The 24,541-nt window shown below is 42.1% G+C and carries 19 protein-coding genes and 1 pseudogene; 9 read left to right on the top strand and 11 right to left on the bottom strand.

Annotated elements, in window-relative coordinates:
- Together JL57_RS27165 and JL57_RS27160 are read left to right on the top strand one after the other, a co-directional pair.
- The coding region (locus tag JL57_RS27165; protein ID WP_034145024.1) for an NADH-ubiquinone oxidoreductase-F iron-sulfur binding region domain-containing protein at positions 1-819 on the top strand (819 nt) is incomplete at its 5' end.
- A 141-nt stretch (positions 820-960) separates the two neighbouring features.
- The gene (locus JL57_RS27160) at positions 961-2,703 is read left to right on the top strand and encodes an NADH-dependent [FeFe] hydrogenase, group A6 (protein WP_034145023.1); all 1,743 of its coding nucleotides are present in this window, start codon (positions 961-963) and stop codon (positions 2,701-2,703) included.
- A gap of 56 nt (positions 2,704-2,759) precedes the next feature.
- On the opposite strand, the gene JL57_RS27155 is transcribed toward JL57_RS27160, so the two are convergent.
- Positions 2,760-3,194, bottom strand: coding sequence for a hypothetical protein (locus JL57_RS27155; protein WP_034145022.1), 435 nt, complete (start codon positions 3,192-3,194; stop codon positions 2,760-2,762).
- A gap of 245 nt (positions 3,195-3,439) precedes the next feature.
- Here JL57_RS27155 and JL57_RS27150 point away from each other — a divergent pair, with 245 nt between their 5' ends.
- Positions 3,440-4,198: a ThiF family adenylyltransferase gene (locus tag JL57_RS27150; protein ID WP_034145021.1), complete on the top strand. Its 759-nt coding sequence runs from the start codon at positions 3,440-3,442 to the stop codon at positions 4,196-4,198.
- Positions 4,199-4,208: 10 nt separating this feature from the next.
- On the opposite strand, the gene JL57_RS27145 is transcribed toward JL57_RS27150, so the two are convergent.
- From JL57_RS27145 to tnpA, 6 genes are all read right to left on the bottom strand, one after another.
- Entirely contained in the window at positions 4,209-4,784 is a 576-nt protein-coding gene (locus JL57_RS27145) for a DUF5317 domain-containing protein (RefSeq protein ID WP_034145020.1), read from the bottom strand.
- A 28-nt stretch (positions 4,785-4,812) separates the two neighbouring features.
- Positions 4,813-6,093: an HD-GYP domain-containing protein gene (locus JL57_RS27140; protein WP_034145019.1), complete on the bottom strand. Its 1,281-nt coding sequence runs from the start codon at positions 6,091-6,093 to the stop codon at positions 4,813-4,815.
- A gap of 264 nt (positions 6,094-6,357) precedes the next feature.
- Positions 6,358-7,011 (bottom strand): hypothetical protein, encoded by a 654-nt coding sequence (locus JL57_RS27135; protein ID WP_034145018.1) that lies wholly within the window; start codon positions 7,009-7,011, stop codon positions 6,358-6,360.
- Positions 7,012-7,256: 245 nt separating this feature from the next.
- A complete protein-coding gene (gene hcp / locus JL57_RS27130) occupies positions 7,257-8,894 on the bottom strand; it encodes a hydroxylamine reductase (protein ID WP_034145017.1) in 1,638 nt (545 codons plus the stop codon).
- Between the two features lie 1,613 nt (positions 8,895-10,507).
- On the bottom strand, positions 10,508-11,632 hold the full coding sequence (locus JL57_RS27125) for an RNA-guided endonuclease TnpB family protein (protein ID WP_034145016.1): 1,125 nt from the start codon (positions 11,630-11,632) through the stop codon (positions 10,508-10,510).
- Entirely contained in the window at positions 11,629-12,030 is a 402-nt protein-coding gene (tnpA, locus tag JL57_RS27120) for an IS200/IS605 family transposase (RefSeq protein ID WP_034145015.1), read from the bottom strand. The genes JL57_RS27125 and tnpA overlap by 4 nt, the downstream gene beginning before the upstream one ends.
- A gap of 292 nt (positions 12,031-12,322) precedes the next feature.
- Here tnpA and JL57_RS27115 point away from each other — a divergent pair, with 292 nt between their 5' ends.
- The 5 genes from JL57_RS27115 (at position 12,323) to JL57_RS27100 (ending at position 16,185) form a co-directional block, all read left to right on the top strand.
- Positions 12,323-12,826, top strand: a complete 504-nt coding sequence (locus JL57_RS27115) for a gamma carbonic anhydrase family protein (protein ID WP_034145014.1) — start codon at positions 12,323-12,325, stop codon at positions 12,824-12,826.
- Between the two features lie 141 nt (positions 12,827-12,967).
- Complete coding sequence (locus JL57_RS27110) at positions 12,968-13,363, top strand: c-type cytochrome (RefSeq protein WP_034145013.1); 396 nt, start codon at positions 12,968-12,970, stop codon at positions 13,361-13,363.
- Positions 13,360-14,748, top strand: coding sequence for a cbb3-type cytochrome c oxidase subunit I (locus JL57_RS27105; protein ID WP_045691339.1), 1,389 nt, complete (start codon positions 13,360-13,362; stop codon positions 14,746-14,748). The genes JL57_RS27110 and JL57_RS27105 overlap by 4 nt, the downstream gene beginning before the upstream one ends.
- A gap of 34 nt (positions 14,749-14,782) precedes the next feature.
- On the top strand, positions 14,783-15,106 hold the full coding sequence (locus JL57_RS35720; protein WP_291300646.1) for a hypothetical protein: 324 nt from the start codon (positions 14,783-14,785) through the stop codon (positions 15,104-15,106).
- Between the two features lie 14 nt (positions 15,107-15,120).
- Positions 15,121-16,185, top strand: coding sequence for an FMN-binding glutamate synthase family protein (locus JL57_RS27100; protein ID WP_291300645.1), 1,065 nt, complete (start codon positions 15,121-15,123; stop codon positions 16,183-16,185).
- 277 nt (positions 16,186-16,462) lie between these two features.
- Here the strand turns inward: JL57_RS27100 and JL57_RS27095 are convergent, their stop codons facing one another.
- The 3 genes and pseudogenes from JL57_RS27095 to JL57_RS27085 all read right to left on the bottom strand — a co-directional run.
- Positions 16,463-20,773 (bottom strand): non-ribosomal peptide synthetase, encoded by a 4,311-nt coding sequence (locus JL57_RS27095; RefSeq protein WP_291300644.1) that lies wholly within the window; start codon positions 20,771-20,773, stop codon positions 16,463-16,465.
- Between the two features lie 286 nt (positions 20,774-21,059).
- Positions 21,060-22,439 (bottom strand): ATP-binding protein, encoded by a 1,380-nt coding sequence (locus tag JL57_RS27090; protein ID WP_034145011.1) that lies wholly within the window; start codon positions 22,437-22,439, stop codon positions 21,060-21,062.
- 156 nt (positions 22,440-22,595) lie between these two features.
- A pseudogene (locus JL57_RS27085) lies at positions 22,596-22,997 on the bottom strand (exodeoxyribonuclease III); the annotation flags it as partial.
- Between the two features lie 452 nt (positions 22,998-23,449).
- Here JL57_RS27085 and JL57_RS35715 point away from each other — a divergent pair.
- Complete coding sequence (locus JL57_RS35715) at positions 23,450-23,617, top strand: hypothetical protein (RefSeq protein WP_291300643.1); 168 nt, start codon at positions 23,450-23,452, stop codon at positions 23,615-23,617.
- Positions 23,618-24,052: 435 nt separating this feature from the next.
- On the opposite strand, the gene JL57_RS27075 is transcribed toward JL57_RS35715, so the two are convergent.
- A partial coding sequence (locus tag JL57_RS27075) for an N-acetylneuraminate synthase family protein (protein WP_034145009.1) occupies positions 24,053-24,541 on the bottom strand: 489 nt, incomplete at its 5' end.

Raw genomic sequence — 24,541 nt, 5'->3', positions numbered from 1 at the left:
TTGGCCAATGTCCCTCCCATAATTTTAAAAGGAGCGGATTGGTTTAGCGGAATAGGCACAGAAAAAAGCAAAGGAACAAAAGTGTTTGCCCTAGCAGGTAAGGTCCGGAATGTAGGACTTGTGGAGGTCCCCATGGGAACAACTCTCCGGCAAATTATCTTTAACATGGGTGGGGGAATCAAGCACGATAAAATGTTCAAAGCAGCGCAAACCGGAGGACCCTCTGGCGGATGTATACCGATTCAATATTTAGATACCCCGATTGATTATGAATCCTTAGCTGCCATTGGCTCCATGATGGGCTCCGGAGGGCTTATTGTCTTGGATGAAGACGATTGTATGGTTAATATCGCCAAGTTCTTCCTCGAATTCACGGTGGACGAATCCTGTGGTCGCTGCACTGCCTGCCGAGTCGGAACCAAACGTCTTCACGAAATCCTGACCAAAATCACAGAAGGCAAAGGAACTGAAGATGACCTAGATAAACTGGAGACGCTGGGAAAGATCATCAAGGACACTTCCCTTTGCGGGCTTGGGCAGACTGCTCCAAACCCTATCCTTTCCACCCTTGAGTTTTTCCGAGCCGAATATCTTGCCCATGTCGTAGACAAAACCTGTCCGGCTAAAGTTTGCAGGAGCTTGTTGAAGTATCAGATCACAGAAAAATGCAAAGGGTGTACCCTTTGCACAAAACACTGCCCGGCGAATTGCATCACCGGCACAGCCAAGGAGCAACACGTCATTGATGAAGAACGTTGCCTAAAATGTGGAGCCTGCCTTGAAAACTGCCGCATCGCCGGCGCTATTATCCACCATTAAGGTACCCCTGTACCCTGCTTATTAGAATGCGCGGGCATAAGTGCAACTAGGCGGCCGTTTCGCAAGCTGCAAGAAGGCTAATTCGTGCGAAGTCAGTGTCTTCGAGCGCCAGCCAAGTTTGCTTTAAAGGAGGATTCCGAATTGGATATACCGCTTACTATTAACGATATTCCCCTTACCGTACCGGAAGGAATGTCTATCTTAGATGCAGCCCGAACCATAAACATCGACATTCCAACCTTATGCTACCTTAACCTTCATGAAATGAACATTAATAATCACATTGCTTCCTGCCGAGTCTGCGTGGTTGAAGTCGAGGGTCGACGCAATTTGGCCCCTTCCTGTTCAACTCCAGTTGTCAGTGGCATGGTGGTTAAAACCGATACTCTGCGAGCCATCCAGGCTAGACGGACAATGGTTGAGCTCCTACTTTCTGACCATCCTAAATCGTGTTTAACTTGTAGCAAAAACCTAGACTGTGACCTCCAAGCTTTGGCTGCCGATTTAGGGGTACGCAATATCTCCTATGAAGGGGAAGAATCTGAGTATGAAATCGATAAATCCAGTTTAGCGATTATTCGCGACCCGAATAAGTGTATTCGCTGCCGCCGTTGTGAAACCATGTGCAACGAGGTTCAGACGGTGGGAGTTTACTCTGCCGTAGGGCGCGGTTTTGAAACGGTGATTAAAACAGCCTTCGATTTACCTCAACATGAGACCTCTTGCACGTTCTGTGGACAATGTGTCGCGGTATGTCCCACCGGTGCTTTGATGGAACTGGATCAAGTCGACAAAGTCTGGAAAGCCCTTAACGATCCCACACGCTTTGTCGTCGTGCAAACAGCACCCGCCGTACGGGTTGCTCTGGGGGAGGGATTCGGTTTAGAACCAGGCACAATTGTCACCGGCAAAATGGTTGCGGCTTTACGGCGACTTGGTTTCGACCGCGTCTTTGACACCGATTTTGCAGCGGATGTCACGATTATGGAGGAAGCCTCTGAGCTGGTTCACCGCCTAAAACATGGTGGTCGATTACCGATTCTGACCAGTTGTTGCCCCGCCTGGGTCAAATTCTTTGAGCATCAATTCCCGGATTTGTTAGATATCCCTTCGACCTGCAAATCTCCCCATGAAATGTTAGGGGTCTTGACCAAAAGCTATTATGCAGAGCTCTATGGGATTGATCCTAAGAAAATTACCGTGGTCTCAATCATGCCTTGTATCGCCAAAAAATACGAAGCAGCCCGCCCGGAGTTAGGTCAAAACCGGGCCACCCCGGATGTGGACATTGTCATCACGACCCGAGAACTGTCACGTATGATTCGGGAAGCAGGCATACATTTTGATCACCTTAAGGAAGAAGATTTTGATCACCCTTTAGGGGAATCGAGCGGTGCTTCCGTGATTTTCGGAACAACAGGCGGAGTCCTCGAAGCAGCCCTACGGACCGCTTATGAGTGGATAACCGGCGAAACTCTGGCAAAAGTGGAATTCGAAGCAGTCCGGGGGCTGGATGGGATTAAGGAAGCAGTCATCCCGATCGGTGGACGCGATTATCGGGTTGCTGTCACCCACGGTCTGGGACATGCCCGTTATATTCTTGAAAAAATCCAAACTGGAGAAGCCCATTATGATGTCATTGAAATTATGGCCTGCCCTGGTGGCTGCATTGGTGGAGGAGGACAACCCTATCACCATGGCAATGTTGAAATTCTTAAAGCCCGTGCTAGCGCCATTTATCAAGAAGACCGCTCCAAGCCTTTGCGAAAGTCGCACGAAAACCCGGCAGTCCTCGCTCTGTATAAAGATTTCATGGGCGAACCTTACGGAGAAAAGGCGCATCAATTGCTCCACACCAGTTTTACAAAACGAAGGAAAATTTAAAGCTTTATAAACATAGGAGGAGGCAAGGGAACTGTCCCTTCGCCTCCTCCATGGGGTTATCCAATTTTTCTTTTTATACTTGCCACTTCTCGTTCGAGTATTTTTTGGTTTTCTTCTAATCCTCGAACATCTGATGAAAGATTTTTTAATATTGCAGAATGTAAACTCATACCATCATTGATCAGTGTAATTATTTTTTCATGGTCTCGCTCATTTTTATCCATATAAGCTTTTTGTACTTCAACAATTGTTTTGATGTCCGACTTAATTGATTCAATATCTACGGAATTTCTGGTTACTTTTCTGTCTAATGTGTCAAATTTTTTGTCTAATGTGCCAAATTTTTCGTCCAAAGTGTCAACTTTTTCGTCCATTGTGCCAATTTTTTTGTCCATTATGTCAATTTTTTCGTCCATTGTTCCGAATTTTCTGTCCATTGAATCTAACTTCTCAAAGATCATTCCGAACATTTCTTTCATTTCGGCATCCATTCCTGAATCACACCCTTTTGGAGACTGATAAGTAATTATACCATAACTTATTAAATTGCCTTAAATAATTTATTGATTATTTTCGACATCTTTAGCCAGACCTGGGGAAACATGGGGACAAGTTCCTTGTTTGCGTTTCGCATTTAACATGTATTCTCGCCCTCCGCCTCCCTTTTTCCCTTTCTATATTTTCTTGTAACGGGTTATGATAAACTAGAGGAATAAATCAATTAACGGAGGAACTAATGCAACACAAATTCTCTAGGACAGAGCTACTGATTGGTAATAATGGTCTGGAAAAACTTGTCCAGAGCACGGTCATGATCTTTGGAATCGGCGGGGTTGGCTCTTTCACCGTGGAAGCCCTGGCCCGTGCGGGCATCGGTCATTTAATCCTAGTTGACCATGACGATATTTGCCTTACGAATATTAACCGTCAATTACATGCCCTTCACTCCACCGTAGGTATGGCGAAAGTTGAGGTCATGAAACGCCGAATTCTAGAGATCAATCCGAAAGCCAATGTCGAAACGATCAAGACGTTTTATACAGCAACTGATGCAGACCACTTTCTTGATAGAAAGCTAGACTATGTGGTTGATGCCATAGACACTGTTTCGAGTAAAGTAAATTTAGCCAAAGAATGTTTACTGCGCAAGATTCCCTTTATCTCCAGTATGGGGGCAGGAAACCGCCTTACTGCAGAAAATTACAAAGTTACAGACATCTCTAAAACGAGCGGAGATCCGCTGGCAAAGGCTATGCGCAAACTACTACGCAAAGAAGGAATCTCCAAAGGGATTAAGGTTGTGTATAGCCCGGACCTTCCACTTAACCCAATTACCGCTGACGCAGATTGTAAAACTAATTGCATTTGTCCAAGTGGGGATGCCCACTGTGCTATAAAACGCCAAATTCCTGGGAGCATCTCCTTTGTTCCTTCCGTAGTCGGACTCCTTATCGCTGGGGAAGTTATTCGAGATTTACTCACTGAAGAGATTTAAGTACATAAATTTAGTTTGTTTTCAAGGAATCATTGTCTTGGATACTTTGGTCGTTTTTCCTTACCATAGTCCTTAAAACTAGGGAAAATATTCCGATATCAATCAGGATATCCCCAACACTAAATACTTGTCTTCGAAGTCCCAGAATATCCAGATAGTAGCGGTCTGCTAAGAAGCTCAGGTGTGTCATCGAAGTCATCAACCCATGAGTACCCTGCCCTTCTAGCAATGCATTACGGCTTTCCTCTGAAAGGAACACTGGATCAACTGGCATTACTCCTCCGTTTATTCCAATTACAATGGTATTAAGCAAAATTCCCAGAGTAATCCACCTCATACCTGGGCATGCTCTGTTACGCCATGTGAAAAATAGCAATAAAAAATAGGACCCTGTACTTAGAGACTGGACCAGCCAACTCGGGCCTAACCCAATTCCGCGAACAGCAGCCCAATAAACTCCACTTTGTATCAAGAGAGCCAAGGGGACTAGCCAAAATTCTCGAAGCACGAGCTCCCCCAAACGACTTATCTTTCCCCCACATAACAAACTAATTAATAACGCTAAGATCAACGTTTCTATGAGCATACTTCACCTCTTAAGCCACCCTAAATGATTAAGCAATTTCTCCTTGGTCAGAACTATCCGTTCGCACTGTCATTTTACTTGTAACCACTTTACAAAATATTTCTACGATCTTAGGATCCAATTGGGATCCAGCGACTCTCCTAAGCTCAGCAATGGCCTCGTCATGTGTACTGCCTTCACGATAACTCCGATCCGATGTGATCGCATCATATGTATCAGCTACGGCTATGATCCGGGATTCCAGTGGGATTTCTCCCCCTTTGAGTCCATCTGGATAGCCATCCCCATCAAAACGCTCGTGATGATGGCGTACAACTTGTCCTATATCAAACAAAAATTTAATGCTTTTGATGATCGTTTGCCCGATAACCGGATGACTGCGTATAGCTTCCCACTCTGAGTCCAGTAGTTTTCCCTCTTTATTGAGGATTGTTTCGCTTACCCCGATCTTCCCTACGTCATGCAACACTGCAGCGTATTTGAGGGATTCTATCTTTTCATCACTCATTTCGAGTCCTTCTGCAATAGCAACCGCTAATTTTCCTACTCTTGCAGAATGTCCACTGGTGTACGTATCCTTAGCCTCAAGTGCCTGAACAAGAGCTTCGACCGTACTGAGATAATTCTCTCGCATGTCTACATAGAGTTGAAAAGCATGACGAGAAGCTATAAGTGGGATGAAGAGCAAGAAAAGTCCCAGCGCATCCCAATTTTTGTAGAGCAAAGCCATTAAAAATCCAAGAGGAACAAGTGCAAGGGAGTTAGGCACGGACCAACGAAAATTACTGAGCCATATTGACCAAGCTGATTTATTAAACATTGCTCCCAAGGCGATTGAGACTAAGGTGACATTTACAACCATATAAACAGCGGCAGCTATTACATACACTATAAGGAGCTTCAAATTAATTTGAAACGAAGGAGGGTTAAAAAAGTTCATAACCCAATATGTTGCCGTTAAGGACAAGATATATTGTGACGCATTGAACACTCGTTTATATAAGGGTTGCTCTATGGCGACCTTACCAAAAATAATCAGTCCAGCTATAGCACTAGCCGTTAGCGTCACTCCTAAGGGAAACAAGATAAGCTCACAAAGAAAAATTGGATAACTAACAGTCACAAACCCCCCTTTCGGCAGGGCAACAGGTAAGGATTCACTGATGATTCCTAGAACCCCAAATATTAAAACCTGAATTAGCAGTATTCTATTCCAATCAGTTCGAAGGATATTCCATCCCAAAACTATCATGGCAGAAGCAGTTACTAGTATGAAAAATACTTTAAACTTATTTGGTAAACTTTGCATTAGCCACCTCTTATAAATATTGGCCGACTACTTTACATATTAAATTCTATGCGTTGCGCCACCGGCAATAACGAGAGTAACGAGAATAGTAATTACTTTAAATAACTTGCTCATGCGGTAAACCTCCTTGATCTTTTTATCAAAGGTACAGTTTAACCGCTTCGCTCTTATTCCGTTCCGCTGTTTTTTCCGCTTCGCTAGTAGAGAAATAAAACAGAGAGTTTTAAAATTTAATTGTTAGGTAGGTCGGCCAAAAATAGCAAATTAATCGTTCCTAAGAAACTTTAGTTTCCTATTTACGGCATCAAGAGTTGCCTTAACCACAGCTTCCCGATCATCGTTTCTGACCAAAGCACATCCTGTCAGAGATTGTTCTCCGGTCGGGGCAATCAAGGTTATAGATACTAAGGCAATCTGTTGCTTAGCTAGCTGGGTAATTCCAACATCGTCTGTGACGAAGAGCAGAGTATCTGAGGTCAGGGGATTGAGTGCATTAAGTGTCGCCTTAACAAAAAGTCTCAACTTGTTATGAGATGAGGAAGGGCCCTTGGCCACTCCTTCTATAAGTTTGTCTCCTGTTAGCAATTCCACCTTTACTTCTGCCATTCCATTAACCGTTCTAAGGGTAACCCCGACCAATTTGGGTCGCTTTGACTCCACCATGGCTATGGTTACTTCCTCATCATCTTCTACTTGAGCAACACTAATCTTCTTATGGTCAATTTGTAAATTAAATTGGGCCACCAAGATTGATTCGACATCCCTCACGATTTGCTTCGGTGCCCGTCCTGAACCCGATAGAATGTGAACCTCTTCGATTTCCCCTTGATTATTAACTTTGATTCGAGCAGCTATAACCGATTTAATCTGCTTTATGGCCTGCTCCCAATCTTGAGTTGGACAAATCATCTCTGACATGAAAACACTCCTCGGTATTTTTAAAAAATACCCTTCTTTATTCGTATTGCATTATTTTCGACGTTTAATGATGTAATCCTCCCTTTGGTTTGGTAATTATTATATAAACTCGCAGATTCTCTTTGTTATTCTTAATCTATACTAATTTTGTCGTATAATTCAGCTCGAATTGCAGCAAAAATGGGCTGCCTCAACTGAAAGGCAGCCCATCGAAACAATTTAGTTTTTAGATTTTTTCAGTATTGTTACGCCATAAACATTTTGACATCATCTTCAACGGTGGAGATGCCGGCAATGCCGAAGTTTTCTACTAAGACTTTGACCACATTCGGAGACAAGAAGCCCGGAAGCGTCGGTCCTAAGTGAATGTTTTTTACGCCTAAGTGGAGAAGGGCCAGTAAAACAATGACTGCTTTTTGCTCGTACCAAGCGATGTTATACGAGATTGGGAGTTGGTTGATATCCTCTAAGCCGAAGACTTCTTTAAGTTTTAAAGCGATGACAGCTAAGGAATAGGAGTCATTGCATTGTCCTGCATCGAGAACTCTTGGAATACCGCCGATGTCCCCAAGGTTTAGTTTATTGTATTTATATTTGGCACATCCTGCCGTAAGGATCACGGTGTCTTGGGGTAAGGCTTTGGCAAAATCGGTATAATAATCACGGCTCTTCATGCGGCCGTCACAGCCAGCCATGACGAAGAAGCGCTTAATAGCTCCTGATTTTACAGCATCTACAACTTTGTCAGCCAGGGCCATAACTTGATTATGGGCGAATCCTCCGATGATTTCTCCTGTTTCAATTTCCGTTGGTGCTGGGCAACTCTTAGCGTGAGCGATCAGCGCGGAGAAATCTTTGGCCTTGCCATCTTCACGATCAGCGATGTGCTTAACTCCTTCGAATCCGACAACACCCGTCGTGTAGACGCGATCTTTGTAGGAATCTTTCGGGGGAACAAGACAGTTGGTGGTCAAGAAAATTGGACCGTTAAAGGAATCGAATTCTTTGTCTTGTTTATACCAAGCATTTCCGTAGTTGCCGACGAAATTGTCATATTTCTTAAAGGAGGGATAGTAATGGGCTGGAAGCATTTCACCATGGGTATAGACATCGACTCCAGTGCCTTGAGTTTGGATGAGCAATTCTTCGAGATCTTTTAGATCATGACCACTGATCAGAATGGCTGGGTTGTTTCGAACACCGATATTGACTTTAGTAAGCTCAGGATTACCGTAAGTGGTGGTATTGGCCGTATCTAAGAGTGCCATTACGTCAACGCCGTATTTCCCTGCTTCTAAGACTAGAGCAACGAGGTCACCCGCTGCGAGAGTGTCATCTAGGGTGGCTGCTAAAGCTTTTTCGATAAAGGCAAAGATGCCTGCTTCTTTGTGCTCTAAAGTATACGCATGCTCAGCATATGCAGCCATCCCTTTTAAACCGTAGGTCAGCAATTCTCTGAGTGAACGAACATCTTCGTTTTCTGTGGCCAAGATACCGACAACGGCTGCTTTTTTCTCAAACTCATCTGCAGGAGCTGACCAAGTGGCTGCATCAGGCAAGATTGCTGGAATCGTACCGCCTGCTTGAAGAATTTCTTGCTTGAGTCCTTCGCGCAGGGTGAGCCCTTCTTGAATTCTATCTACGAAACGACTTCTATCGAAATTAGCATTTGTAATTGTGCTAAAGAGGCTTTCCATAATGAATTTATCGACATCTGGTCGAACAATACTCATAGCACGCGCTTGAACCGCATAAATGGAGATCCCTTTTAATGTGTAGATCAGTAGGTCTTGCAAATTGGCTACATTTTCGTTTTTTCCACAGACCCCTTTAATTGTACAACCGGTTCCTTTGGCAGTTTCTTGACACTGATAACAAAACATCGTTTACCCATCCTTTCATTTCCACAAATTATAGTTTTTTCCTTCGTACCGCCGTCATGCGCGGTTCGTTCGTTCTCTGCTATGCGCTTATACTATCACACTAAACGTGGGGTATTTGTGATTCAAGTCACGGTTCCAACGTGATTAATTGACAAAAAGAATAAGACGACTTTCGCCGCCTTACTTATAATGAACTTCTAAGGTTATAGTATTTCCGTCATTGTGATAAACGATCTTTTTCAATAATTTTGTGAAGTTCTGTATTTAACGCCTTCGTTGCTTCGGGGCTTGCGTCGTTAGTTTGGATTGCTTCGACCGCCTTGTCTATGGCTTCGATTCGTGCGGCGGTGGTGGTGGTATTGTCCGCGCTTGCTTCCAATGTTGCTAATTGTCGTTCAAGTTCGACCCGTTCCTTGGCGCGTTGTGATTTCCGTTCGTTGTAGGTTGCGCGGTCAATGTCGCCGTATTCGTAAAGATCGAGAAGACGGGCGACCCCTTTGTCATGCTTCGAAAGGTCGGTTGTAGTCTTTTAAGATTTATCTGAAAAGGCTATCGTTCTTTTCCCGTCTTGTATCCTTCGGATACGTGTCCCTAAAATAAGTGTCCTTTAAATACGTGTTCATCGAATACTGTGTGCTTCGAATACTTGTACTTAGACGAAACTTTTTCCCTTGGGTCATATCTTAGCGCCAATTCGCGCTTCAACTATCATTCTTCGACTATCGTTTGAAAGGACATAAGTCCCCAATACCCACAACGATAATGTCGGATATTTTGCGGTGGCGAATTCATCGTCATAGTGTGGTTGTTCATTATTTGCCGCCCCTTCGTATTGTCGTCTACATTTTTATAATGCCGGGATGAAAACGCCCTATGTGACGTGTCACGTATGTCTTCATTAATAAATGTTGCAAGTTTGGGCGGTTTGTTACGGTCGCCAAGAACTTTAGTTTTGAACAAACAATTGACGAAAAGAAAGGCGTCAACCCCGAAAGGTCTACGTCTTATTGTTGAAAATTAATTTTCAACGCGATATAAGCCCATAAATTGTCGAATTGTAACGAATATACTGTCGGGACGTTCTGAAAGCTTAGGCGACGTCGTGGCGTGTCTAGTGACGTCTTGGGTCGTCTTAGCGAAGGGTCGAAGGGGTTCGCCGGGGTCGTCAGGCATACATATTGTAAGGGTTCACGGTCATGGCGGAATTGACGAAGGTCGTCGAAGTGCTGAACTTTCAGCTTACCTATTGAAGAAACAAAAAAAGAACGCTTGGCTTTCGTGCCTTGCGTCCTGTTTAGTTCCGTCTATTCAATTATTAGCCATGGGTAATGCGACATTGTCGCTGTGGGTTCATCGGGTTCCTGTATATTCGCCAACGTCGGGTACGACGTCAAGCGCTTCGAGTTCGTCTCAGTAATTGAACTAAGGGCGACCAAACCACGAAAGGGGTAAAATTTAAATGACAGTAAAAACACAATAACCAAATCCGTTGGCAACGTAACAATTACTTTGGAAGCATATGATGAACTGATTATGAGATTGAGATATACCTAAAATACTAGCGGGAGGGTCTCGTCTCTCGCATATTTTCCATTCCAACGGTTCTTCTAGTATTAGGCTATACCTAGTATTCGACAACCTTCATTTTTGATGTTTATTGCGGCGTTTATATCTCGATCAATCTCTGCTCCACAATGCTTACAGCTCCAGGTTCTATCTGCCAGCGTCAACTCCGGATATACCGTCTTGCAATAGCGGCAAAGTTTACTGGACGGATACCATTTATCGGTCATGACAAGCTGCTTACCTTGTTCTGCCAGCTTGTACGCCAAAAATGTTTTCAGCATTCCAAAGCCATTGTCATTCGTTGATTTTGCCAGATTTAAGCATTGCGCCACGGCTCTCATGTTTAAGTCTTCTATTGCGACAGCGGTATAGGCATTGGCTATCTGCCTTGACAGCTTATGCAAAAAGTCCTTTCGTTGATTCGCTACCTTTTCATGAAGTTTAGCAACCTTTAGACGTTGTTTGTTTTTGTTTTTACCGCCTTTTAGTCGTTTGGATAGTTTTCGCTGCTCTTTCTTTAGTTTTACTTCCGCATTACGGTAGAATCTGAGATAGTCGGCGCTTCTTGCCTCACTATCAACGACCAACGACTTTGAAGAATAGTCTAAACCTAAGGTTGAATCGACCGTTGGTGTTATCGGTTCTAGTTTGGCTTCAAACTCAACCAATATCGCTATGTAGTAGTTACCGGTCGGTGTTTGGCTGATCGTGGCTGATTTAAGGATGGAATTTGGCGGTAATTGCCTATGAAGCTTAATTCGAACATCTTTCAATTTAGGCAATCGAATGGTTTTGCTATCAATAAGCCGTATGCTTCCTTTTTGGTTATTCGTTGTGTAGGATTTTCTATCCCTATGCTTTCGTTTGAACTTTGGAAATCCGACTGATTTATCCCTGAAGAAATTTTTATAGGCAGTATTTAGATTGATTTGGGCATTGGCAAGGGCCAGACTATCCACTTCTTTTAACCACTCAAATTGGTTTTTATAAGCGGCTGGTAAAGAATACCTTTGCTGCTTCAACGTTTCTTTGTCGTCTTTATACTGCTCATAAATAGTTTTACGGTTTGCGAGCATTTGATTATATATAAATCGCACACATCCGAAGGTTTTATTGATAAGGATCGCTTGTTCAGCGCTAGGATAAAGGCGATATCTGAACGCTTTATTCATAGCTTCTCACCTTGATTTTCAATGTAACGTTTAATGACCTCAATCGGTGCACCGCCCGTCGTAAGCAAGCAAAAGCTTCTTGACCAAAAGCTTTCTTTCCAGAGGGATTCTCGTACGTATTGATAGTCTTTTTTAATCAGTCGAGAAGATGCACTTTTATAGGCATTGATGAATTTTGATAATTCGCTGTTCGGATGTGCTTTGAACAGAATATGAACATGATCTCTATCCTGATTCCATTCTTGCAAGGTAATATTATAGTTGGGAGCCACATACTCGAATATTTCTTTGAGCCTGTTAGAAATTACTTCATCGATGACGTTTCTACGGTATTTAATGACAAGAACAAGATGATAATACATAAGAAATACTGAATGATTATTATTATCTAATTCCATTGATTTATCACCATCCACCACGATTACTACTGATTACATTTTATCATGGATAAAGCCGAATATCAATGCTTTTTTTGGGATAAAAAGGCAGAAATTCTCTCCCGCCTACACACTCACTGGCGTGAGCAAGGTAGCTTAGAGGCGGGAGACTTCTTGTCGCACGTGGTTAAATCAAATACGCTTAAAGTACTGTGATTTTGAGGATTCTTTAAGTGTGAGAAAAATCACACCAGATTATAGTATAATGAACCATTGACATCTTAACGATCAAAACTATCGGGGGTAGAATAATATGCATGATGAACTAGCTAAAGAGCCTAAACTCGCCAAAAGTGTTTATATTGCCGAAGGCTGTAAAATAACGGGTGACGTAGAAATAGGTGAACAATCCAGTGTTTGGTATAACTCAGTCATTCGAGGGGACCTTTCTAAAATCAGAATTGGAAACTGTACTAACATTCAGGACTTGGTTGTTATCCATGTAAACGAGAATCAGCCGGTAACCATCGAAGACTATGTCACAATCGGGCATTCCGCTATTCTGCACGGATGTCAGATTGGTAGGGGATCTCTCGTAGGTATGGGCGCAATCGTTCTTGACGGTACTATCATCAACGCAGAAACATCTATTGCCGCAGGGACCCTTGTGCCTGGAAATAAAACCTATCCCCCACGCGTAATGCTAATGGGAGTCCCTGCACGAGTCGTAAGAGAACTCACTGAGACGGAGATCGAAGCCATGCACATGACCGCGGAGCGCTATGTAGGCAAGGCCCGAGACGCTCAGAAAGTCTAGTTTATGGTTATCAAATCCGAAAATAGTGCCGAATCGACGCACTCCCATACTTTTCACGACCTCCTCCATAATACTGAATAGTTTTCTGGCTTTGGTAAACACTACCACAAAACTATGCTGCTAGAATTGGAATGAAGCCTCTTGAAGTTGCGAACTTTCTTGTTATTAAGCATCTTATCCTTGGTTTTATTTGTGGCGATTACACTTATATCGGCCAGACTTCCGACTCCCATGCCTGAGTCAGCTGTAGCAGGCAAAGTCGTCTGGCAAAGGCATAATTGTGTAAGCTGCCACACCCTCTTTGGACACGGTGGTTATGAAGGGGATGATTTAACTCATATTACCGATCAGAAAAACTCTTCATATCTTATTAACTATCTTGTGGAGCCGCCAGTAATGCGTCCCAATAGGTATACCCGTCACCCAGCCCTCGACCAGGCAGATGCCGATAATCTAGTTCAATACTTAGAGTTTCTTCACACCATACCTACTTTGGGTTGGCCTCCTCAGCAAGAAAACCTGGAGAAGGACTTATGAAGCTGTTCAAACGGTTTTCTTATACAGGTAAGGTTAATAAATCTGTGGCTAAAAAGCAGCAATTTATAGCCCAAAAGATTAGCCGAAGGTATTGCCTTTCGGCCGTAAGCTTATTTGCCCTGCAAACTATAGTGGCCTTGATGGGTGCCTTGGATTTGGTGATACCTGATTTACCTTCACCAATCCCCTTTGAGTTTGGTAGAGCCATCCATCTGGGTTTGGCTGGCCTATGGCCCCTGATCGGTACTATGGGTATGGTGTACTTTTTTACGACTGCTGAACTTAATCGGGAGATCTATTCCACCCGTTTGGCCCGTTGGCAGTACTGGATCGTTATGTTTTTTAGCTTATCAATCTTTGGAACCCTTGCCCTGCGGATTGGTAATGGTCGAGAATATCTTGAAGGGATGCCCATCTTTTATGTTGGCATTAGTATAGCGTTAACCCTAGCCTCCTATAACCTTATCCGAACTTTGCTGACGGATAAGCGGAACATAACACCTGCTACCACGACAATGACGGTGGGAGTTATCTTTTTGTTGTTATTATTGCTGCCAAATACCTTAACCTATAGTAATCCAATTACCGATGAAGCCACCAAGTTCTGGATTGTCCATTTATGGGAAGAAATGGCTTTCGAGCTCACATCCGCAGGTTTTATTGCCATATATTTGATTGTTTCTGGCCTAGCCCCTCGTACACAAGTGGAAAAGTGGCTTTATCTGGAGGCTGCTTTGGCTGTCATCGGAGGTTTATATGGTACCGGACATCATTATTACTGGATCGGTTTTCCCGCTGTTTGGTTGGTTATTGGTTCGTTGGTCAGCATCGTAGAAGTCATTCCCGTTGGGTTGTTGGTTCATATGATCTATAAGGGCTTAAAGTCTAAAAAAGTAAAGAGTAAGCGGGAAAAGCTTACCTTATGGTTGCTGCTCAGCAGTATATTTTACCATATAACCGGGGCCTCCCTCTTCGGCTTATTCATTACTGTACCTTGGGTCAATCTGTATACGCATGGAACGTATGTTACCTCTGGTCATGCCCATTTAGCCTTATTTGGCAGCCTCGGTTTTGTTGTTTTGGCTGGATGTTACTACGTCCTCAGCCAGGGTAGTGAACCTACACTTAAAGGGTATCGAGGTGGAGTTATCGCTGTAATCTTACTCAATGGCGGCCTGATGACCATGTCCTTAGCCCTGCTGGTTGCCGGCTTCGTACAGACTTATCTCTGGCGAATCATAGGCATGGATTTTATGGAGGTACATCTGCTCCTTAACTCCTATTTATGGATTCGAGCTTTAGGTGGGGCAATGTTTACTCTCGGTGACCTATTACTGTTTTGGTTTATCTTTAAGGCCTGGCAGGCAACGAGGCCTAAACAGTAGCAAAGCATGAAACTTAACGTTATGAGGTCTAGACATGCAGATTACGATCACGAGTTCGTTCTGGTTGTTTTTACTAATCCTATTACTAGCCCTTCAGGTGCTCTTAGTGCTGGTACTCCTCATCAAACCAATTTTGCGTTATCTGATAGGTCAGCAGATCAGCGATTTTTCCGACAAACTGCTTTCTGATAAATACACCCAGAATCTTATGGAATTGTGGCCAGCTGAGAAACGTATTTCGGTGATAAACATCCTGGAAAACGGTTTTCGAGCGGAAAACGGCAAAGTTATCACACGACCACTCGGTTCCCCTAAGCATTTTCCCGGGTTTGACGCCTCATGTTTGCTCCCCAGTTAATGACGAGGCTTTCTTTGCCTGAAAGTGCCCAGCTAAACATGCAGGTGACCATTGGTCCAAAGGCCAACAAGCCGATGATTATTAATATTCCCATTATGATTGGTGCAATGGCCTATGGAATTGCACTGAGCGAGGAAGCAAAAAGAGCTTTGGCCAGAGCGGCAAAAAGTCTGCAGACTTCCACGTGTTCTGGAGAAGGTCCTTTTTTACCTGAAGAACGCGCCGAAGCGGAAAAATACACCTTGCAAATTTCACGTTGGGCCTGGGGGGCAAGAACTCAAGAACAGATTGACTCTGCTGATATGTTAGAGGTTCAAATGGGGCAAGGCGCCGATATGGGATCTGTCACAATAGAGGCCGTAGAATTTCAAGGTCGAGCTCAAGAACTATCAGGATTGGCCCCTGATGAAGTGGCCATTTCCTTTCCAGCACCTCCTGGGGTTCAAAAACAAAGCGATTGGCCTGCTTTCATGAAAAGTCTGCGTAAACGGTCTAACGGTATTCCTATTGCCTTAAAACTGATGGCAACGGGGCATTTAGAGGATGACTTAGCGGCCGCTATAAATTTGGGTTTTGATGCCGTGATTATTGATGGTGCGCAAGGCGGTTCCCATGCGACAACTCCAATTAAACAAGATGATTTTGGAATACCCAGTCTCTTCGCTTTGATTCGAGCCGCGCGCTTTTTAAATAACCAGAGGGTGCGTGACCGTGTAAGCTTGATCGTAGCAGGGGGATATTTTACTCCTGGGGAGTGTCTTAAAGCTATTGCTCTAGGGGCGGATGCTATCTATATGGCTACCGTTCCACTTCTTGCCCTTACCCATAACCAAATCAGTAAAGTAATACCCTGGGAACCTCCTACTACCTTAGTATTTTACGATTCTCCTGCCAAGAGTAAACTTGATATCGATCAAGCAGCCACAAGTGTTGTTAATACCCTGACCTCTATGGTTTTGGAGATGGAAGAAGGTATGCGTGCTCTTGGCAAGGCAGCGTTGAAAGAGCTTAACGCTGATGACCTTGTCGCCTTGGATTCCTTGAGTGCCGAAGTTACCGGAGTGAAGCGTATCTATTAGTACTAGTTTTTTAACAAGAATTCTAACAAGAAGCACGTTGAGTCATTTCAACGTGCTCCTTGTTGCTAACCTATTTCCAATCCGACGGGTTAAGCTCTGAGCTAAACATCATTTTGACTAAGTTGAGATTTAGGCGAAAACCGTTTTCGCATCCTCAAAAACGACCTTGGATCGCTCTTAGCTTACGAAAGCTCGATTAATCACTTTTTTATTGTTCAGTCCTTTATTGTTATATAGAGAAATAAAGGACTCTAGATGAATTTCGATCGCGTAATCATTAAGCTAAACTTATTGAATCATTAATAAAGCCAACTTCACGCATATAGCTTACAATCTTAGAGAGATATTCGACATCTATTTCTGACCAAACAAAACCTGTTTGAACCAAATAATTAATAGTAAACGTAGAATCAACCGTGATGACGTTACTATAATTCAATCTCTTATTGACACTTAGATCGGAAACGAGACCACTCAGGGTTTCCTTTCCTTCTTTTGTTTGGGAAAGCTGCCTAATATAAACATCAAATTCCTGGTTAGATAGGGTTTGAACAGACATATTTAGTTCTCTTAAATAACTAAGGAGTTCGATTGCCTTAATCTCTTGATGATTGAACATGTGAAACACCAGACCGCGTGCCTGATTGACCTGGATAATATTCACAATCCCTTTAGCACAATAGTCTACCGGTGTAAACTCAATACTTTGATCAAAGAAACTTTCCGGGACAACTCTTAAAGCCACAAGGGACTTAATTTTACGATAAAAGGCATTTTGAGCTATGTTGTGCTGAAATTTACCATCCCAGTAGCGTCCGGTTAAGACACCAATCCTAAAGATAGCAAACCGCAAACCTTCAGTTTCAGCCTGAAACACCTGGTTCTCTGCAGCAAATTTGCTACGTACATAGACATTGGTTTTATAATCCTGTCCTAAATAAAAATCTTTTTCTGAAAAAACTGTCTTCCCTTTACTTAGGTCGACAACAAAATCTCCTGATATACTAATAGTTGAAATATGATTAAATTTCTTGTCAAATTTTAGACAAAAATCTATAACTTCCCTTGTCCCTTGTACGTTATTCTTCTCAAACTCACGATAATTACCATAGTGTTTGACCAATGCGCCGCAATGGATGACTGTCTGTACCTTTTGGGACAGATCTTTATAAGAGTTATCATCCAACCCAAATTGTTCAAAGGAAATATCCCCGTTAACCACAATAATTCTGTTTTTCAAGGTTACAGAAAGTGAGGGGAAGTAAAAGCTCAGCAGTTTATCCAATTTTACTTTGGCCTGATTCCCCCGTACCAGACAATAGATTATGTTCTTTGTTTGATCCAGTAACTCCCATAGAAGGTGTATTCCTAAGAAGCCCGTCGACCCCGTCAAAAGCACATTACCTATATCCATTGGCTTTATCGTCACTTCCGTTGGCCATACCCTATCAGAGAGATAAACTTCTTCTTCACTTTCTTTATCCTCTTGGCTACACCCCGTGATTTTAGAGGACAGCAACCCAATGGTTGGACATTCATAGAAATCCTGAGCGATCAGTTTCCATTCGTAAGATAAGGCGCCAGCCATAATTTCCAAGATTGTCAAGGAATCTCCCCCCAAAGCAAATAGGTTGTCATCAATTCCAACCCTTTCAACTTCAAGCGCTTCAGCCCAAATCATGGCTAGTTTCCATTCCACATCATTTCTGGGAGCAATATAAGCATGGGTTAACTGTTCCAATTCTAATTCGTTGGGTAAAGGCAAATCCCGGCGGTTGATCTTACCATTCGGAGTCAACGGTATAGCATCGAGCCAAATAAAACAAGCAGGAACCATATAATTTGGCAGATACTTCAATATATGAGATCTTAAACTTTCATGGCTGAGCCTTTTTTCACCCGTTAAGTAGGCACATAGATGTCTCTTGCCCGCTTTATCTTCTCGAACCATTACGATTGCTTCTTTAACCGAGGTATGCTCTAACAGGCAGACTTCGATTTCTTCCATCTCGATTCTTAATCCCCTGATCTTTACTTGGTTATCAGTTCGGCCCAAGCATTCTAGATCACCATTTTTTAGCCATCGTCCCAAATCCCCTGTCCGGTACATTGTATAACCCGCTATATAGGGATTAGCTAAGAAACGTTCTTTGGTCAATTCGGGGTTAGCTAAGTAGCCCAAAGAAACTCCATCCCCGACAATGAAAATTTCGCCTACTGACCCCATAGTTACTGGAGATAGATGATCGTCAAGGATATATATTTGGGTGTTGGCGATCGGTTTTCCGATCGTTATCTTTTCGGAATGAGTAACATTTGCCATTGTTGACCAAACCGTCGTTTCTGTTGGTCCATATAAATTATAGATTTCTGCTTGAGTAACGGATTTAAGTTGGGGTAATAATGGTGCAGGAAAACTCTCCCCTGTAATTAAGATGTGGGATAAATCATTCAAGCACTCCCGACCTTGTTCCTCACTCAAAATCAGCTTCATTCTTGACGGTGTGGCTTGCAGAACTTTAACTTGGTGTTTGCTAATCAGGGCAAAGAGATACTTTGCCATTGTTTGCTCTTCCGGATTGGCAATTATAACCTTCAGCCCTTTGGTCAAGGGCAAAATCGTGTCACTGAAGAAAATATCAAAGGAGATCGTTGTTAACGAAACAATCGTTTGACTCTCAAAGTTCAGATTCCGTGCTACGCTGTTAATGAGATTACATAAAGCCCTATGGTGAACCATAACCCCTTTGGGTTTACCTGTCGAACCTGAAGTAAAAAGCACATAGGCTAAGTCATCGGTATTATGGTTTATATCTTTTTCCAAGTTAGCCGTATCACTATTATAGACAGCGATGTTACTTAACGAAATGTTGGCAAACACACAATTCTTAAAGGTAGAACTATTAGGGTTATTTTTATCCGTAAGAATTAAGCGGGTATTACTTTGGTTAAGCATATAGGCAATTCTATCCCTAGGGTAAGCCGGATCTATAGGTAAATAGGCTGCTCCGGCCTTAAGAATCCCCAGAATACCTACTACCATTTCCAGCGATCTGTCGACAAGCAACCCAACAATCGAATTACAAGACATCCCTTTACCACGTATATAACGGGCCAACTGATTAGCCTTTTCATTAAGTTCTCGATAAGTTAATCTTTGGTCTCCGAAGACTATTGCCGTACTATCTAACGATTTTATAACCTGATCTTCAAATAGCTCAGACACAGATTTAGCTTCATAGGCTAATTCTGTCTGATTGAACCCTAGTAAGAGCTTAATCAGCTCGTCCTGAGATAACATTTGTAGTTCATATAGCCTTTTGCTTGGGTTTTCTAGGGCGTCGGTTAATAGATTGCATAGATTGTTATGCATTTGATCGATGTCTTCCTCACTGAAGGCTTCAAGTAAGTAGTCATAATCCAATTCTGGCAAGCCGGTATCTGCCCGGTCACTAACACATATTGACAGTGAGTTGGACTGTGCTCCGGGATAATTCCAGATTGCCTCATACTCAATGACCGAATCTAGCTTGAGATTGTGGTAATTCAAGGTAACATCCACAAGAGTTCCAGAGAATTGTTGTTTTTCACGAAAATCTTTTAATATGCTGCTATATGGATACCGCTGATGCCTCATAAATTTCTTTAACTCTCGAAAAGCCTCATTAACAAAGGCTAGAAAGTCAAGGCTTGGCTCAACATAGATTCTGACGGGTATATTATGCATAAACATACCCACTGTGTTCTTTTCCGTCTTGCCCGATCTATTCAAAATAGGAGTTTCAATCGCTATGTCTTTCTTATTACTTCGTTTGGACAGGTATAAGGCAAGCAGCGCATAAAAGACACTAAACGCCGACACTTTATTTAGCTCGCAAAAACTGTTCAATTTAGAACTTATTAACTCGGATAGAATATAACTTTTCCTTTTTCCCACCAAGCTGGTTATCCCTTTATTATCAGTAAACGATGTGAATTCTGGGACTGTTCCAAAAACACCTGACCAGAATTCCATATGTTTTTCAAAGCGTGGGGTAGCCATATATTGAAGTTCATCATTAATATGATGAACAAAGGAAAATTCCTCATCATGACTTTCTGAAAGGCTATTGTACTTTAGTTGCCAATATTCTTTCAGCATCTTTCTTATCACCAGAGCGGTTCCCCAGGCGTCAATAATCGTATGATGGAATTTGAAGAAACAGATATTTTTCTTCTCACTTAACTTAATCAAGGCAAAATAAAAAAGTTCTGAGTTGACTAAGTTAAATGGGGTTTCAACCATTTTCTTTTCCCATTGTTTATAATCATTTTCGCCATGATCATAGCTAAAATCTAAAACATCAAACTGCTTTTTGACAAAGTCAGAAAAATATTGTTGTGGCGTACCGTTTTGATTAACCAATCTAATACGAAGAGCATCGTTGTGTTTAATCACTATATTTATGGCTTCATTCATTAAAGTAAAGTCTATTACCTCACGGATTACCGCAGTTGTCGATGAAACAGCTTGGCTCGTACCAGGGTATAAATTATCTGCCACCCAGATAGATTTCTGGGCATTTGTTAAAGGATATAACTTGTACATACGCATTATCCTCCTTAATTTAAAACCCATCATCCAGAACTCTTATCCGACTTCAATAAAGTTTAACCTCACTAATATTCAACATATAATTCAAAAGGTCCTCTTCCTTCAAAAGCGTACAGCCATTAAGGATACTGTCGCGCTGACTATAACTAAAAAACACCTGCTTTTCTCTGATCAAGTAGAGAAAAGCAGGTGTTTGCTAGGGCCTTACTATTTTGTGAATTATTAGGTCCACCTTTAACGAGACCAGGTGGAATCTCGACGCAACCTTTGCCACCGCTCCTTAATTACTTAATTCAAAGTATACATTAAATGTGGAACCTGAAGGGCTAGTTTCAACACTTATCCTTGCATTGTGGCGTGAAATTATACCGTAACACACAGCTAATCCTAAACCTGTTCCTTGTTCTTTCGTTGTAAAGAATGGTGTGCCTAACTTTTCCAAAATACTCTGTTCAATTCCTTTACCTTCATCCGAGACGACTAAGGCTACCTCATTGTTAGTAAAAAACGTCTTTATTCTTAAATGTCCGCCACTAGACATAGCTTCTAACCCATTACGAACAAGATTTAATAACAGTTGGCGTATTTCCTGAATGTCGAGCTGTAAATCCGGCACATTATTAAGTTCAACCGTTAATACTTTATCATTGGCTTGGGCGTCCGCTTGGACGAGCGGCAAGGTGGAAGTGACTATGTCATTAATATTGTGCAATTCAAACATGGTTGGTTTGTTTTTATTGATAGAAAGAAACTCTGAGAGAATGCAATTTGCACGGTCAAGTTCTTCAATCATTAGGTCAAAATATTCCTTATCCTTTGACTCTTGTTTGTTCCTAAGTAATTGCAAAAAACCTTTTACAGTTGTCATTGGATTTCGGACTTCATGACTAATACTTGCAGCCATTTCACCGATTAAGTTCAACCTATCCAATTTAGCCATCTCTATCTGCGCTCGTTTGTTCTCCAGTATCTCTCTAGAAAGTAAATCATTCGCTGTCTGTAATTCTTTTGTACGCTCTGTGACTAAATCCTCTAGATAATGTTTATGTAGCAAATCCTGTCGTCTAAATTGATAAAGTACTACGGAGAGAAAATATGATACTATCAATAAAACAGATGCGTTTATATAGTGCGCCTGGCGAAGAGCGGGATCCGCTTGACTAGTAGCTACGGAAATCATAATAGTAATCCAGGATAATCCATATAAAAGTACTGCAATCTTCGGTTTATAGTTACACATAACAGCGATAATAATGCAGGTTATAACGTAAACAGTAAGTTGACTATGAATTTTTTGATCGATCCAACCCGATGTTATAGCCGCATGGTTTAGCAAAAAGAGAGCAAATAGGATTCCAAAGAAGTTATGAGCTGAAATTATTTTTTGGGGGGACTGGGCAATAATTCTGTAGGAACTCAAAATAAAAAGAAGTGTTACCAAACCCAAAACGACATGAGAATAGAATAAATACTTATAACCATCGGTAATACTCCAGAGACCTTTAACGTTATTGATATAGTCAACAAATAGCAGTATAAAGTTGCTCATGAACAATACGATGGATAATTTTCTGGTTCGATTAAAATTATCCATCGTTAGAATCCCGTCGATGGCATTATCGTAGTAATCTGTCCCATGTTGCAATTGAAAGAATCCCATGCTTTGTTGCTCCTATCCCAACCCTTTTCCAAAATAAAATTCAACACAAAGCAATGATTTTCCTTCTTTTGGCCATTATTGTTAGCCAACGACCTACTTTGTCACATTAAGTAGTCCCTGCAAGCTTTTATCTAAACATGACCTCTAGGGACTACTGAGGTCTTTTATATAATCTAAAAAATCTTCTTCCCACTTCATTCGATATTCCAGTCTAGCTAGCCCTCTTTGAGAATTTGGGGCATATACCGTCACGACATAGAATTTTTCAAACTCTAAAGTTATTAGTCTTCCTTCTTGATCATGTTCTTCTTTACCCATTCCGTAGACTATATTGAGAGGTTCTGTCCTAGAAAAAATTGCGGTTCCAGAGTAGCCCTTTTTCTGAGCAAAGTTCCAGTACTGATAATAGCCGTCGAGATTAAATGGAATCTGATCTTCCTGCACTTTTGTTTCCTGCAGGCAAAAGATATCTGCATTTTCCTTTGCAAAGAAATCCAAGAATCCATTTTTTACACAAGCCCGAATTCCATTAACGTTCCATGATTATAGCACAACCACAAAGCCCAGATTCCAACAAAAATTATCCCCAAAACCTTTGTCTGAGGGATATAATCGATACTTGCTTCTTGATTCAATTAATGATCTTGCCTGAGCTTGTTATGCAGTAGCTGCTGGCCATGCAAAGAGATCTCATTGGTTGGAGATCTCCTTTATCATGACCAAAACTTCCGCCTTTACCGATATATAAATCACTCAGTTGTTCCCGTCCGAGGTAACGCTCTTGCAAGTTGATGACGGTGCAACGCCAATAATAGACTAATTTTTTACTTATCTTTTAACTATTTTTTATGAAAACACAATTTGTAAATAATTGGAAGCTTAAATCGTTCGCGAAATTATCAGATTACTAGCAAAACAATTGAATAGCCTGCTCATTTGGGTTAAAATGTTCTTAATTCTTTCATAACTTGACCTAGTTGCTGTAAGAGGATAGAAGGGAGTGAATTACCATGAATTATGAAAAAATGTGGAATGAGCTACTAAAAAAAATAAAGTTTGAGTGTGAAAAGGTAAATGGGGTTAATGGATCGACTAAAGAAGATCATATCAAATTTAATGCATTATATTCGATTGTTAAGATAATGGACGATATGGAAGGTATGGGAGGTAAAGTATAAATGGTTAGACAAATGATGAGTAAGAGGAACTATCCTTCCTCTTACTCATCATTTGCCATTTTTGGGGTCAGGCCTGAAATATTCCCTTATCCTCTTTGCGACTCGAAAGTGGCTTTTGGGGACAGGCCAGAAATTTCCTCATATCCTTTTTGGGGCGCGAAGGGACCTTCGCGCCCCAACGAGTTCCGCCGAATAGAATATTATCTCATAGGGAGGGTATCTGACGAAACCCTCCCTATAATTTTTACAGTGATTCGGAACAAACTATATTAAATAGGTAGTCCTCTGAGATTGTCGATCGATCATTTGTTTCCTGATCCGAAGTCCGGAGTAGCTGTACCGAGATGGGACACCGTCAATTTGTCGGTCAAACAGAAGCTGGAAGAAATTCGTGTCTATAAATCATAAAAATTGATACAGAGAGTCCCATGGCGCTCATGACATCTTTTTACCTTCGAATAGGGCTCTCTTCCTTAAATCGACCATTATTTCTTCAAACTGCTTTAAATCCAAAGACTGGGCGCCGTCGCACAGTGCCCTAGAAGGGTCATTATGGGCTTCAATCATTAACCCATCTGCCCCTACAGCCATGGCTGCTTTGGCAAGCGGCGCAACGAGGCTGCGTATTCCTGCCGCATGACTGGGATCCACGATCACCGGAAGGTGTGACTTCTGCTTGAGCAGGGGAATTGCGGATAAATCCAAGGTATTTCTTGTCATCGTCTCAAAGGTGCGTATACCCCGTTCACAAAAAATGACTTGTTCATTGCCCTCGGACATAATATACTCTGCACTCATTAGCAGCTCTTCGATCGTGTTGGCTAGGCCTCGTTTCAGGAGGATCGGCTTTCTACATTTGCCCACTTCTTTAAGCAAGTCAAAGTTCTGCATATTCCTAGCCCCGATCTGGATAATATCCACTTC

The organism is Desulfosporosinus sp. BICA1-9 (genome assembly GCF_000802135.1).
The sequence above is the reverse complement of the archived record's forward strand: the minus strand, read 5'-3'. Positions and strand labels throughout refer to the sequence as shown.